This window comes from Citrobacter sp. GW821-FHT07H02 (genome assembly GCF_059418505.1).
Genome location: NZ_JBWKPZ010000015.1, coordinates 21,079 through 34,733, shown reverse-complemented (window position 1 = coordinate 34,733; position 13,655 = coordinate 21,079). Strand labels below are relative to the sequence as shown.

The 13,655-nt window shown below is 51.4% G+C and carries 11 protein-coding genes; 5 read left to right on the top strand and 6 right to left on the bottom strand.

The window, feature by feature from the left end:
* Nucleotides 1-218 precede the first annotated feature (218 nt).
* A complete protein-coding gene (locus tag AC07NP_RS15140; protein ID WP_494660955.1) occupies nucleotides 219-2,417 on the top strand; it encodes a bifunctional diguanylate cyclase/phosphodiesterase in 2,199 nt (732 codons plus the stop codon).
* Nucleotides 2,418-2,462: 45 nt separating this feature from the next.
* Here AC07NP_RS15140 and nupC read toward each other — a convergent pair whose 3' ends face one another.
* A complete protein-coding gene (gene nupC / locus AC07NP_RS15135; protein ID WP_203360511.1) occupies nucleotides 2,463-3,650 on the bottom strand; it encodes a nucleoside permease NupC in 1,188 nt (395 codons plus the stop codon).
* Between the two features lie 273 nt (nucleotides 3,651-3,923).
* Between nupC and AC07NP_RS15130 the strand changes: the two genes are divergently transcribed.
* Together AC07NP_RS15130 and AC07NP_RS15125 are read left to right on the top strand one after the other, a co-directional pair.
* The gene (locus AC07NP_RS15130; protein ID WP_494660954.1) at nucleotides 3,924-4,013 is read left to right on the top strand and encodes a hypothetical protein; all 90 of its coding nucleotides are present in this window, start codon (nucleotides 3,924-3,926) and stop codon (nucleotides 4,011-4,013) included.
* A complete protein-coding gene (locus tag AC07NP_RS15125) occupies nucleotides 3,994-5,232 on the top strand; it encodes an Nramp family divalent metal transporter (protein WP_494660953.1) in 1,239 nt (412 codons plus the stop codon). Before AC07NP_RS15130 ends, AC07NP_RS15125 begins: the two co-directional genes overlap by 20 nt.
* A gap of 91 nt (nucleotides 5,233-5,323) precedes the next feature.
* On the opposite strand, the gene ypeC is transcribed toward AC07NP_RS15125, so the two are convergent.
* On the bottom strand, nucleotides 5,324-5,662 hold the full coding sequence (gene ypeC / locus AC07NP_RS15120) for a DUF2502 domain-containing protein YpeC (protein WP_203360513.1): 339 nt from the start codon (nucleotides 5,660-5,662) through the stop codon (nucleotides 5,324-5,326).
* A 127-nt stretch (nucleotides 5,663-5,789) separates the two neighbouring features.
* A complete protein-coding gene (mgrA, locus tag AC07NP_RS15115; RefSeq protein ID WP_494660952.1) occupies nucleotides 5,790-6,788 on the bottom strand; it encodes an L-glyceraldehyde 3-phosphate reductase in 999 nt (332 codons plus the stop codon).
* 185 nt (nucleotides 6,789-6,973) lie between these two features.
* On the opposite strand from mgrA, the gene AC07NP_RS15110 reads away from it, so the two are divergent.
* Nucleotides 6,974-8,623, top strand: coding sequence for an alpha-keto acid decarboxylase family protein (locus AC07NP_RS15110; protein WP_494660951.1), 1,650 nt, complete (start codon nucleotides 6,974-6,976; stop codon nucleotides 8,621-8,623).
* Here the strand turns inward: AC07NP_RS15110 and AC07NP_RS15105 are convergent, their stop codons facing one another.
* A complete protein-coding gene (locus tag AC07NP_RS15105) occupies nucleotides 8,624-9,859 on the bottom strand; it encodes an ion channel protein (protein ID WP_203360516.1) in 1,236 nt (411 codons plus the stop codon). It lies immediately after the preceding gene.
* A gap of 204 nt (nucleotides 9,860-10,063) precedes the next feature.
* Here AC07NP_RS15105 and glk point away from each other — a divergent pair, with 204 nt between their 5' ends.
* The gene (gene glk / locus AC07NP_RS15100) at nucleotides 10,064-11,029 is read left to right on the top strand and encodes a glucokinase (RefSeq protein WP_203360517.1); all 966 of its coding nucleotides are present in this window, start codon (nucleotides 10,064-10,066) and stop codon (nucleotides 11,027-11,029) included.
* A gap of 76 nt (nucleotides 11,030-11,105) precedes the next feature.
* Here glk and ypdB read toward each other — a convergent pair whose 3' ends face one another.
* Nucleotides 11,106-11,846 carry a two-component system response regulator YpdB gene (ypdB, locus tag AC07NP_RS15095; protein ID WP_203360518.1) on the bottom strand — a complete coding sequence of 247 codons (741 nt, stop codon included), beginning with the start codon at nucleotides 11,844-11,846 and terminating at the stop codon, nucleotides 11,106-11,108.
* Between the two features lie 14 nt (nucleotides 11,847-11,860).
* Nucleotides 11,861-13,558 (bottom strand): two-component system sensor histidine kinase YpdA, encoded by a 1,698-nt coding sequence (ypdA, locus tag AC07NP_RS15090; protein ID WP_192612961.1) that lies wholly within the window; start codon nucleotides 13,556-13,558, stop codon nucleotides 11,861-11,863.
* Nucleotides 13,559-13,655: the final 97 nt, after the last annotated feature.

Here is a 13,655-nt window from a genome sequence, read left to right as displayed (position 1 = left end):
CAAAATTCTAACCCTCGCTGAAAAGCGGGGGTTTTTTATATCTGCGTTATTCCTTTCTATTCCTTTCTATTTCATTCAGTTTAACCCTCCGTGATGTACCTCTACGCGATGCAATAGCTCGCAAAGCCTGGCGTTAAGCGGGTATCAGGTTGCTTCGTGCCGCGAATAAACTTATCATTTATGCGTCAACTTTATCGTTCTATGAGAGCATTAACGTAATGCCAGTGAAGCATAACATGTTAAAAAACATAAGAAAATTTTCTCTGGCTTTAGCGCTTACCGTTATTGCGATACAATTTTCCCGCTTGATTTCCCCGTTAGCCGTAGTTGATTCCAGCGCTATTTACTTAGCCTGGCTACCGCTGTGCGTTATTTATTCCGTACTGTTTCTCTTTGGCAGACACGGGATTGCGCCAGCCATTCTCGGCATGATGCTGACCAATCAGTGGAACTTCCACCTGCCGTTTGCACAGGCAGCGGTTCTGCTGTTTTGCCAGCTCTTTTTTGTGTTAGGGATGTGCGCGCTGGTGCGCTGGCAAATCGGCTCGCGTTGGCGCTATCGACTCCCTGACAAAAATATCTGGGTGAGGGTGTTCTGGCTGGGGTTTATTGCTCCCGTTGGGATCAAAGTTATGATGCACCTGGCAGGGCGTTATCTGGACTACCCGGTAGAGATTTCAACCTTTTTTGGTACTGCGACGGTTATTTACACCGTTGTCGACGTTTTAAGTTTGATTTCTGCCGCGCTGATTTTCACTTTATTTTTCTACTACCCCATGCGGATGATGGTGAATCCGCGTTATGCGCGCTTATTTTGGCGTAGGGAAGTCGTCTCCCGCATTTGCAAAAAGAATCGACTCTTTATCACGGGTTGGTTCATGGTGCTGTCGGCGTTGTTAGGGGTGATGTGTACGCCGTATCATGCTGACTATGTTGCAGGTTACCTTGTCCCTGTATTCTTCATTATTTTTACACTCGGTATTGGCAAGTTCAGCTATCCATTTTTGAATCTCAGTTGGGCTGTTTCAGCGCTTGCGTTACTGACGTACAACAAAAATTTCCTGCAAGGCGTGGTATCAGCCTATTCGCTGGCTTTTATTCTCTCCGTACTGATCTCATTCAGTATTTGTATGCTTTACATGGCGCGGATGTACCAGCGTGGAGAATGGCTTAATCGGCGCTGGCAGTTGCAGGCACTGACGGATCCGCTCACCCAATTACCCAACCTTCGGGCGCTGGAGAAATTCCTCGGTAACGAGTCCGGGCAGAGTGTCTGTTGCCTGCGCATGGAAAATCTGGAGTTTCTGAGCCGTCATTACGGCATGCTGATGCGCGTTCATTGCAAGAAGTCGATATTTCGCGCCATACAACCGCTGCTGATGGAAAAAGAGAGCGTATTTCAACTGCCGGGGAGCGAGTTGTTGTTAGTGCTGACAGGGCCGGAGACCGAAGCCAGATTGCAGCATATGGTCAACCTTCTCAACAGTCGAAAAATTCACTGGAATAATACCGGACTGGATATGGAGTATGGCGCTTCATGGGGGACGTTCGATGGTCGGCAAGAAACATTACAACCTATGCTCGGGCAACTGAGCTGGCTGGCGGAACAATCCTGCACGCACCAGCAGGTTCTGGCGCTGACGAACAGTCTTGAGGCAGCATCGGGGCAGACGACCGAGCGGGTATTGCTGTTGCAAAAAATACGTAGCGCCCTGGAAAGCGACGATTTGGTTTTGTATGCACAACCGATTTATGACGCGCAAGGGAAAGGCTACCATGAGATTCTGGCGCGGCTGAAAAGTGATGACGGCCTGATGATGCCTGATCAGTTTATCCCCTTAATTACCCGGTTTAACCTCAGTGCGCGCTTCGACTTACAGGTGGTGGAAGCGGTGCTGAAATGGCTTTCTGCGCATCCTTCACAACAGAAGGGGGCGCGTTTTTCCGTCAATTTGATGCCGCTGACGTTGATGCAGAAAGAGATCTCGCTGCACATTATTCAACTGTTCAAACGTTATCAGATAGCGCCGGAAAGCGTGATCATTGAGATTACGGAAGAACAGGCTTTTTCTAACTCAGAGAGCAGCGTGCAGAACATTGAACATCTGCGTAAATTCGGTTTCAGGATAGCCATCGATGATTTTGGGACCGGGTACGCCAATTATGAACGCCTGAAACGGCTGAAAGCCGACATTATCAAGATCGACGGTGTCTTCGTGAAAGACATTGTGACTGATTCCCTGGATGCCATGATCGTCAAATCCATCACCGATATGGCAAAAGCAAAGTCTCTGAGCGTGGTGGCTGAGTTTGTCGAAACCCCGGAACAGCAGGCGCTTTTATTCAGTCTTGGCGTGAACCATCTGCAGGGTTACCTGATTGGGCGACCCAGTCCGCTGGCAGAATTGCAGGCATAAAAAAACCGGGGAGAAGCTCCCCGGTTTTCAATGTTATCTCTTAGATTACAGAACCAGTGCAGCGATAGACGCTGACAGTACGCTGACCAGCGTAGAGCCATACACCAGCTTCAGACCAAAACGGGAAACCACGTTGCCTTGCTCTTCATTCAGGCCTTTGATTGCACCTGCGATGATACCGATAGAAGAGAAGTTAGCGAAGGAAACGAGGAAGACAGACAGAATACCTTCAGCGCGCGGAGAGAGCGTAGAGGCGATTTTCTGCAGATCCATCATCGCAACAAACTCGTTAGAAACCAGCTTGGTCGCCATAATACTGCCCACCTGTAGCGCTTCGTTCGCCGGAACACCCATTACCCAGGCAATCGGATAGAAGATGTAACCCAGAATGCCCTGGAAGGAGATACCCAGTACGGCAGCAAACAGTGCGTTCAGCGCGGCAATCAGAGCGATGAAACCAATCAGCATGGCGGCAACGATAATCGCGACTTTAAAACCAGCCAGAATGTATTCACCCAGCATTTCGAAGAAGCTTTGGCCTTCGTGCAGGTTGGACATCTGAATATCTTCTTCGCTGGCTTCAACGCGATACGGGTTGATCAGAGACAGCACGATAAAGGTGCTGAACATGTTCAGAACCAGCGCAGCAACCACATATTTCGGGTCCAGCATGGTCATGTAAGCGCCGACGATAGACATGGAAACCGTGGACATCGCCGTGGCGGCCATGGTGTACATGCGGTTGCGCGACATTTTGCCAAGAATGTCTTTATAGGCAATAAAGTTCTCGGACTGGCCCAGAATCAGGGAGCTTACGGCGTTAAAGGATTCCAGTTTGCCCATACCGTTGACTTTGGACAGAAGGAAACCGATAGCACGGATAACGATCGGCAAGACGCGAATATGCTGAAGAATACCGATCAGCGCAGAAATAAAGACGATAGGGCAGAGGACTTTCAGGAAGAAGAACGCCAGACCTTTATCGTTCATGTTGCCGAAGACGAAGTTTGTCCCTTCATTGGCGAACCCGAGCAGTTTTTCAAACATCTCGGAGAAGCCTTTTACAAAGCCCAGACCGACGTTCGAGTTCAGGAAGAACCACGCCAGTAAGACTTCAATGACGAGTAACTGAATAACGTAACGAATACGAATTTTTTTACGGTCATGGCTTACCAGCAGCGCGAGCACTGCAACGACGGCGAGGGCCAGGACAAAATGAAGGACGCGGTCCATATTTGCTCCAAATATGAGGCAGGTTTAATTTCCGTGCACATTCTATGTAACAACACCAAAGAAAACGAGATCAAACACACACTATAATAAGGACCTGTGACGAGATTCAAAATTAGTGATCTGCAATACACTTCCGCTATGCTGAGTATGGAAGTGAAAAGTTATGTCATTGTGCTAATCTAATAACAATTATTAAACAATATACAACCCTATCCCAAGACTTCAACGATCCATCGTTCAACCCTATCAGAGAAATCAATTCTACCTGCTTCGATGCACTTGATAAGCATTCTCAATAAACATAACATGAAACATAGCAAAGGCTATGTTTCTGAGGCACAAGATGACAGACGATCGCGTTGAGAGTAGCAGTGGACGGGCAGCGCGCAAGTTGAGGCTCGCATTAATGGGACCTGCGTTCATCGCGGCTATCGGATATATCGATCCCGGTAACTTTGCGACCAACATTCAGGCCGGGGCCAGCTTTGGGTATCAATTGCTGTGGGTGGTCATCTGGGCCAACCTGATGGCGATGTTGATCCAGGTGCTGTCGGCCAAACTGGGTATTGCGACCAGTAAAAATCTCGCGGAACAGATTCGCGACCACTACCCGCGTCCTGTGGTCTGGTTCTACTGGGTTCAGGCCGAAATTATCGCCATGGCGACCGATCTGGCGGAGTTTATCGGTGCAGCCATCGGCTTTAAACTCATTCTTGGCATCTCGTTATTGCAGGGGGCGGTACTGACCGGTATTGCCACGTTTTTGATTCTGATGCTGCAACGTCGTGGGCAGAAACCGCTCGAGAAAGTCATTGGCGGATTACTGCTCTTTGTGGCGGCGGCTTACATTGTGGAGCTGATTTTCTCCCAGCCGAACCTGGCGCAACTGAGCAAAGGGGTGATTATCCCGAGTTTACCCAACTCTGAAGCGGTCTTTCTGGCGGCCGGGGTTCTGGGGGCGACGATTATGCCGCACGTTATTTATCTCCACTCTTCGTTAACTCAGCACCTGCACGGCGGTTCGCGTCAGCAGCGTTATTCGGCAACCAAATGGGATGTGGCGATCGCGATGACTATCGCGGGGTTTGTGAACCTGGCGATGATGGCGACAGCCGCTGCGGCATTCCACTTTAGCGGCCACACTGGTGTTACCGATCTTGATCAAGCTTATTTAACGCTGGAGCCGCTGCTCAGCCATGCCGCCGCCACCGTTTTCGGCTTGAGTCTGGTGGCTGCGGGGCTCTCCTCCACCGTGGTGGGAACCCTGGCAGGGCAGGTCGTGATGCAAGGGTTTATTCGTTTTCATATTCCGCTTTGGGTACGCCGTACGGTCACGATGATGCCGTCGTTTATTGTGATTCTGATGGGGCTTGACCCGACGCGTATTCTGGTGATGAGCCAGGTATTGCTCAGTTTTGGTATTGCGCTGGCGCTGGTGCCTTTACTGATGTTCACCAGCGACCATTCCCTGATGGGCGATTTGGTCAACACCTCGTGGGTAAAATATCTGGGATGGTTGATTGTCATACTGGTTGTCGCGCTGAACATCTGGCTGCTGGTCGGTACGGCTCTGGGAATGTAATAATCACCATCGGGCGCGCCGTGAGCGTCGCAGCGAGAAAACATTCAGGCATAAACAGAGCGTAATAAAAAAGAGCCCGAAGGCTCTTTTTTTAATGGTGATGTTTTTTACCGTGACCATGACCGCGGCCATGACCCCGATGATCATCGCGATCGTTCCAGCCTTCACGGTATCCGCGTTCGTAAGCTTTGCGCTTATCCCAACCACGGTGATAACCATTATCATGTCGCCACCAGCGATTCTGGCGCCATTCGTAATTATGGTGCCAATAATCGCGGTCACGCCAGTATCCGCCGTCCCAGTAGTTACCGTAATTGTCGCGATCGCCAATTTGTAATTTTATTGATGGCAACAGGGTGATTTCGCCAGCGTTAACGGCCAGCGGTGCAAAAGCCAGTAAAGCTGCTGCCAGAATCAGTGACCTGAACATACTTTCTCTCCTTCCACGATCGAAGCCGTAACCGGCCTGTTAACGTAATATTACGAGGCAGTAAAGCCCCGTTTCATCGCCTTAACTCTTAAATCTCGTAGGAGAGCACTTTTTGTTAAAACTGTATTTATTTTGTACTATTCAGAATGGCGTCAATCTCTGCACATTCCCCGGCGGAGAAGTGGCGGTTTGCCAGCATTCCAATCGCATCCTCAATTTGCGCACATTTACTGGCGCCAATCAGTACAGAAGTCACGTTATCATTGCGTAGCACCCAGGCTAAGGCCATTTGCGAAAGTTTCTGTCCCCGTCGCGCGGCCAGCGCATTCAACTGGCGAACTTTATCCAGTTTTTCTGCGGTGATCTGCTCAGGATTCAGGAAACGGCTGGTGCTGGCCGCACGGGAATCAGCAGGAATACCATTGAGATAGCGGTCAGTTAACTGCCCTCCTGCAAGAGGTGAGAACGCGATACTCCCGACCCCTTTCTCCTGTAGCAACGCTAAAAGACCGTCTTCCACCCAGCGTTCGAACATCGAGTATTTGGGTTGGTGGATCAGACAAGGCGTTCCCAGATCGTCGAGGATCTCAATAGCTTGCCGGGCAAGGTCTGCCGGATAATTTGAAAGTCCCACATACAGCGCTTTACCCTGACGCACGATATGATCCAGGGCCTTCATTGTCTCTGTGAGCGGTGTTTCGGGATCGGGACGGTGGTGGTAAAAAATATCGACATACTCAAGCCCCATGCGTTTCAGGCTTTGATCAAGGCTGGAGATCAAATATTTGCGTGAGCCCCAGTCACCGTAAGGTCCCTCCCACATGGTGTAACCCGCTTTGGTGGAAATAATGAGCTCGTCGCGCCAGGGTAAAAAATCTTCCTGGAGAATACGCCCAAAGTTGCGCTCTGCGGAGCCGGGTGGTGGACCGTAGTTGTTGGCGAGATCAAAATGGGTGATACCCAGGTCAAAGGCTCGCTGCAGGAGCGAGCGACTGTTCTCTAGCTGGGTGGTGTCACCAAAATTGTGCCATAGCCCCAGTGAAATCGCGGGGAGCTTTAATCCGCTTTGACCGCAACGGCGGTATTCCATTGTCTGATAACGATTTTCATCAGCCTGATATGCCATTTTATTCCCCCTGTCAGTGACGTCATCGTTTAAGTGTATACGTTTACACTGAACCTGATTCAATGAGATTGCGCTGCGAAAACTGTAAATTTTGCTTTCCACCCCCAATCGCCGTGGCGTTTCTGGACAGCCATCACAGTTCTTTAATACTCAACAGTGAGGTTACCGTCAGAAGGATAGCTGTCATGAAAACCCTCTACTCAATAGCGGATTATTTGCTGGACAGACTGGCAGGTTGCGGTATCAACCATCTTTTTGGTGTACCGGGCGATTATAATTTGCAGTTTCTCGACCATGTTATTGAGCACCCCGAGGTACGTTGGGTCGGGTGTGCAAACGAACTGAACGCCGCCTATGCTGCCGATGGTTACGCCAGAGTAGCAGGGGCGTTGCTGACAACATTTGGCGTCGGTGAATTAAGCGCCATCAACGGTATTGCGGGAAGCTATGCAGAGTTTGTTCCCGTCTTGCATATTGTGGGGGCGCCTTGCCAAAGCGCACAGCGAAAGAGGGAGCTGATGCACCACACCCTTGGCGATGGTGATTTTCAGCACTTTTACCGTATGAGCCAGTCGGTAACGGTTGCCAGCGCCATACTGGATGAACAAAACGCCTGCCATGAAATTGACCGCGTACTGCGTGAAATGCTGACTGAACGTCGACCCGGTTATCTGATGCTTCCCGCAGACGTGGCCAGAGCACCGGCTATCCCGTTCGCAAATGCGCTCACGGTAACACCATCTGAGCAAGACAGTAGCGTCGTGGCGGCGTTTCGCTATCATGCCCGCCAGCGGTTGATGAACAGCCCACGGGTCGCATTGTTGGCCGATTTTCTGGCATTGCGTTTTGGCTTGCAGCCGGTGCTTCAACGCTGGATGGCGGAGACGCCCATGGCGCATGCCACCTTATTGATGGGAAAAGGGTTGTTTGATGAGCAGCATCCGCATTTCGTCGGCACCTACAGCGCCAGCGCCAGCAGTGAATATGTGCGTCAGGCGATAGAGGATGTCGATCTGACCCTTTGTGTCGGCACCCGATTCATTGACACGCTGACCGCCGGTTTTAGTCAGCAACTCCCGCAGGAACGCACGATTGACGTCCAGCCTCATGCCTCGCGAGTGGGCAATACCTGGTTCAGCGGCATTTCTATGGAACAAGCCGTCACCACATTACGAGAATTATGCATGGAGTTGTCTTTTTCTCCTCCTCCGGATCGTCCTCCTGTTGCGCGTACGCAGATCGAAAAGGGACCGCTAACGCAGGAAAATTTCTGGCATACGCTGCAGAAGTATCTGGTTCCCGGGGATATTGTGCTTGCCGATCAGGGCACCGCCGCGTTTGGCGCAGCCTCGCTCTCGCTCCCCGCCGGAGTGGACGTGCTGGTGCAGCCGCTTTGGGGATCGATTGGCTACTCGTTGCCTGCTGCATTTGGCGCACAAACAGCCGCGCCAGACCGTCGGGTGATCCTGATAACCGGAGATGGCGCGGCGCAACTGACCATTCAGGAACTGGGGTCAATGATGCGAAATGGACAGGCACCGATCGTTTTAGTGCTCAACAATGACGGGTACACCGTGGAACGCGCTATTCACGGGGAGAATCAGCGTTATAACGACATTGCGAACTGGAACTGGACTCAGGTGCCGCATGCGTTGAATGCGGAAGGTCAGGCTGAATGCTGGCGGGTGACGCAGGCCGTTCAACTGGACGAGGTGCTTGAACGTCTGAAATATCCGCAGCGGCTTTCGCTGATCGAAGTCGTGTTGCCGAAAGCCGATTTACCGGATCTGCTAAGGACGCTCACCCGCTCGCTGGAGGCGCATAATGGGGCTTAGTTATTCATCGTGACGATGGGCGATCATCATCGGTTTCCCTGCCAGCAGTAACCACGCCGGGAGCATCACGATACACAACAATGGCAGCAGGGTGGCGTTAGGGACGACGACTGCTGCCATAAACAGGCTCAGCCACCCGTCACGTGTGACCACCAGTACCAATCCAAGAATCGCGCAGGATACGGTGATTGCCGCCGGAACTGCCTCCACGTGAGCGTGCAACATTAGACCTAACGCCACGCCCACAAACACCGCGGGAAATATCCGTCCACCGCGAAAACCGCTGGCGGCTGCAACAACCAGTGCCGCCAGTTTTATCACCGCGAGCATAAAAAAGTCAGAGGTGCCCAGAGTCTGACTAAAGGCCAGTTGCTGCATTTCGTCCAGACCTTTAAATAAGGTCAATGGGCCACCGATCACCCCCAGAATCCCCAGGATAAAGCCGCCAACGCCCAGCATCAGTACCGGGTTTTTCAGCCGATGTATCAGGCGGTGCAAACGCGGCAAACACCAGACCGCCACCATCCCTGTCGCTATCGCAATGGCCGCCACGATCGCACCGCTGAGGATATCCACCAGTTGCATCTGCGCATAGTGGGCAATGGGTAAAGAAAAATGGGGGTGAAAAAACAGGCTGGTCGTGAGTGAGCCCGCGGCGGCAGCCATCATGGGAGCAAACAGGCGATCCCATAAGGGGATATCGTTGGTGCCGTTCAGCGTTTGTGAAAATATCAGCGCGGCGGCAACCGGAGTGCCAAACAACGCCCCGATAGTGCCGGCAGACGCCAGAATGGTCCAGTCAAGGGCGCCAATTCGGGGGAACAGGCGAGCGCCAAGGGCAACGGCTAACGCGATATTCACGGCCATAATGGGATGTTCCGGGCCAAGGCTGACGCCGCCAGCCAGACCGAGGATCAGCGCCATCAGTAAACCGGGAAGCGCGCCTGGGTTTACCGGTGCGCTAATCAAAGGTTCTGTCGCGGGATCGGGCCCAGCATGGCCAGGACTGAAGCGGATCACGAGCCCGACCATAATCCCGGTCAGCGTCAGAATACCGACAATCCATAGTGATGAGTCGTGAGCCACGCCGAGACTGGCAGGCAGACGTTCCCACAGTATCTGCTGTAAAACGTTCGCGACTTTCATTACAGCGATTAATATCAGACTGGATACGATCCCGATAACCAGCGCGGGAACTGATAATAACAGCATGGTTCTGGCTCGCGGATGGAGCATGATTCATTCCTTGTACACGGGTATAAGCCATAGTTTGCACAACCTGCTGGCTGTCATCGCTGCAAATGGTGCTGAAACGATAAAGTAATTCTGTGACCCAGATCTATATTTTCAGGGCGCCCGCTTTCCAGGCGTTGTTGTTATGTCCTCGTGAATCTACAGTGTGGCAAAGAATCATTTTGACTTTAGCGGAGCAGTAGAAGAATGACAAAGTATGCCTTAGTAGGTGATGTCGGCGGCACCAACGCGCGACTTGCTCTGTGCGATATCGCCAGCGGAGAGATTTCGCAGGCGAAAACCTATTCGGGACTTGATTACCCGAGCCTGGAAGCCGTTGTGCGTGTCTATCTGGACGAGCATAGCGCCAGTGTGGAAGACGGATGTATCGCCATTGCCTGTCCGATCACCGGTGATTGGGTGGCGATGACCAACCATAGCTGGGCATTTTCTATTGCGGAAATGAAAAAGAATCTGGGGTTCAGCCACCTGGAGATCATCAATGATTTCACCGCCGTGTCGATGGCGATCCCAATGCTGAAAAAAGAGCATCTGATTCAGTTTGGTGGTGCGGAACCTGTTGAAGGTAAGCCCATCGCGGTGTATGGCGCGGGAACCGGCTTAGGTGTGGCGCATTTGGTGCATGTTGCTAAGCGTTGGGTCAGTCTGCCGGGCGAAGGTGGTCACGTTGACTTCGCACCGAACAGCGAAGAAGAGGGCATCATTCTGGAAGAACTGCGTGCCGAAATTGGTCACGTTTCGGCTGAGCGCGTGCTGTCAGGCCCGGGGCTTGTGAACTTGTATCGTGCCATTGTGAAATCAGATGGGCGTCTGCCCGAGAATTTACAACCGAAGGATGTCACTGAGCGTGCGCTGGCGGATACCTGCATTGATTGTCGTCGTGCGCTGTCGTTGTTTTGCGTCATCATGGGGCGCTTCGGTGGCAACCTGGCGTTAACGCTGGGAACCTTTGGTGGCGTCTATATTGCGGGCGGCATCGTGCCGCGCTTCCTGGAGTTCTTCAAAGCGTCGGGTTTCCGTGGCGGATTTGAAGATAAAGGCCGTTTTAAAGCCTATGTTCAGGACATTCCTGTCTATCTCATCGTCCATGACAACCCCGGTTTACTTGGCTCCGGCGCGCATCTGCGCCAGACGCTGGGGCATATTCTGTAACCGGAGTACCGGATGGTGTTTTCGACGCCATCCGGTAAACACGGCAAACCGAGCGGAATGCTTGCTTGTTCCTGTACTACAAATGCATTAACTGCCTGAACTCTTTCACTTTACTTCGACTGACCGGCACTTCAAATTCCAGATCTTTGAGCCGCAAAATGTAGGTGTTATTAAACCAGGGCTCAATCTCGCGAATTTTATTCAGATTCACGCAAAATGAGCGGTGGCAGCGGAAGAAGTGCGATGCCGGAAGTTTGCTGCAAAATTCGGTGATATTCATTGGCATGACATACGATTCCCGCCGCGTATAAACAAAGGTCATCTTTTCATGGGCTTCAGCGTAATAAATATCGTTGATCGGCGTGACGATAATTCGCTCATCTTTCACTAAGTTGATGGTGTCATTCTCACGCGTTACGAGGCTAGCGGGCGCTGTTCCGGGCGGCAGTTGCTGTTGTTGCCAGGCTGATTCCAGTTTTTGCAGCATGCCAACAATACGTGACTCCTGATAAGGTTTCAGAATGTAGTCAAATGCTTCCAGCTCGAACGCTTCCACCGCATGCTCCTTCCACGCAGTGATAAACACGATAAACGGTTTATGGGCGAACTGACTGATGTTTTGCGCCAACAAAACGCCATCCAGCGACGGAATATTAATATCCAGGAAGATGGCATCGACGCGGTTATGCTGAAGAAACTTCAGAACATCCAGACCATCGTCAAACGTACCGACAATCTCCATCTGGCTGTGTTCTTTTATCAGCCAGCTTAACTCTTGCTGGGCAAGGAACTCATCTTCAACAATGATGACTTTCACAACACATCTCCGAATTAAAGCAATAACGTTGCCGGCGCGGCGGCAGGGGAGTGCTGATTAGGCACATAGAACGCAATCTCTGTACCGGGCTCCAGGCGACGGATATGCAGCCCTTCACCATATAACAGCTTAACGCGGTGGTGGACATTGAGAAGGCCAATTTTATTCCCCGGCATTTCATTGGATTCCACCCGTTCGATAACTTTAGGATCAATTCCGTGACCGGTATCTCTGACGGCAATTCGTACGCGGTTACCGCATTCGGCGACGCTGATGGTGACCACGCCTTTCCCTTTGCAAGGCTGAATGCCGTGGACAATAGCGTTCTCGACCAGCGGTTGAATTAGCAGGCTGGGAATATAGCAGCTCACCTCTTCATCGATATCATAAATAACCGTCAACTTGTCGCCAAAGCGGGCCTGCTCAATGGCAATGTAATCTTTAATTTGATACAGCTCTTTCTTGATATCGATCTGCTCATCATCTTTCAATTCAATGTTATAGCGCAGGTAGCGCGATAAATTAAAAATGAGCTGGCGAGCGGTGTCCGGGTTTAAGCGGATTGAGGATGAAATTGCGTTCAGCGCGTTAAACAGGAAATGAGGATTTATTTTGCTCTGTAATGCCCGCAGTTCTGCCTTATTTGCCATTTCACGTAATTGTTCAGCGCGAGAAACTTCCAGTTGTGTCGAGATGATTTGCGACAGGCCAACCGCCATCTCCTGCAGTGAGGAGGTTATCTGGTGAGCGTGACAGTAATAAATTTTAAGCGTACCGGTGACGATGCCTTTCTCCCACAACGGGATCACCAGCATGGAGTGTATCTCTGGTGTCCGATGCGCCTCATCATTGTTTTTTATAATGATTTCGCCGTGATTTATCGCCTGCTGAGTCGTAGGGCTGACAAAATCATCGTTCTCGCGATAGTTGATTTCCCCAACACCAACATAGGCAAGCACATGCTGCGTATTGGTGATGGCGACTGCATCGGCGTGAATATCATGGCGAATGATTTCACAGACCTGGCGTAATGACTCGCTGTTGACATGACGAAACAGCGGCAGTGTTTTATTGGCAATATCCAGCGCCAGCTTGGCTTGTCGCGCGGCACTGGCTTCCTTTTCCCCTTCAACGCTTTGTACCAACAGCACAATAAAGCCGATGCACACGCTGCCGAGAATCATGGGAATACCGATCTTCGAGACAATATCCAGACCCAGTTCGGTTGTTGGCGCCCACACAATCACCAGGATCATGGTCAGCGTTTCACATAACACGCCGCCTAAAATACCCGCCCGCCAGTGCTGCGCTTTGGGGATCTTGCGATTAATCCATCCTGCGATGCAGCCTGCCAGAATGCTGGTGATAAAACACGGTATAGCGGTGACACCCCCGATATCAATGAGATAGCGATGGATACCTGCGATCACCCCTGTAATGATGCCTACCCACGGGCCAAACAAAATTCCGCCTGACATGACGGCAATAATGCGCACATTGACCAGCGAACCTTCGACGGGAACGCCGGACCAGGTGCTGAACAGCGCAAACATGGAAAAGATGGCGGTGACGGCGAGCAACTCTTTTGGGGAGTGTGCTGACTTGTGCAACAGTTCGCGGAACAGACGGATACGAATGAGGAAAAAAAGACAGAACAGCATCAGCGCTGCCCGATCGAATACCGCCAGCAGCATGTTGAATATTTCGTGCACGGGTGACTCTTGCGAAAGGATTAAACCCCTATGATAGGTAACCTGAGCCCACTTGACCAGCGTACCGGGAAGTCCACTCTAATGAGGAAAAACCATA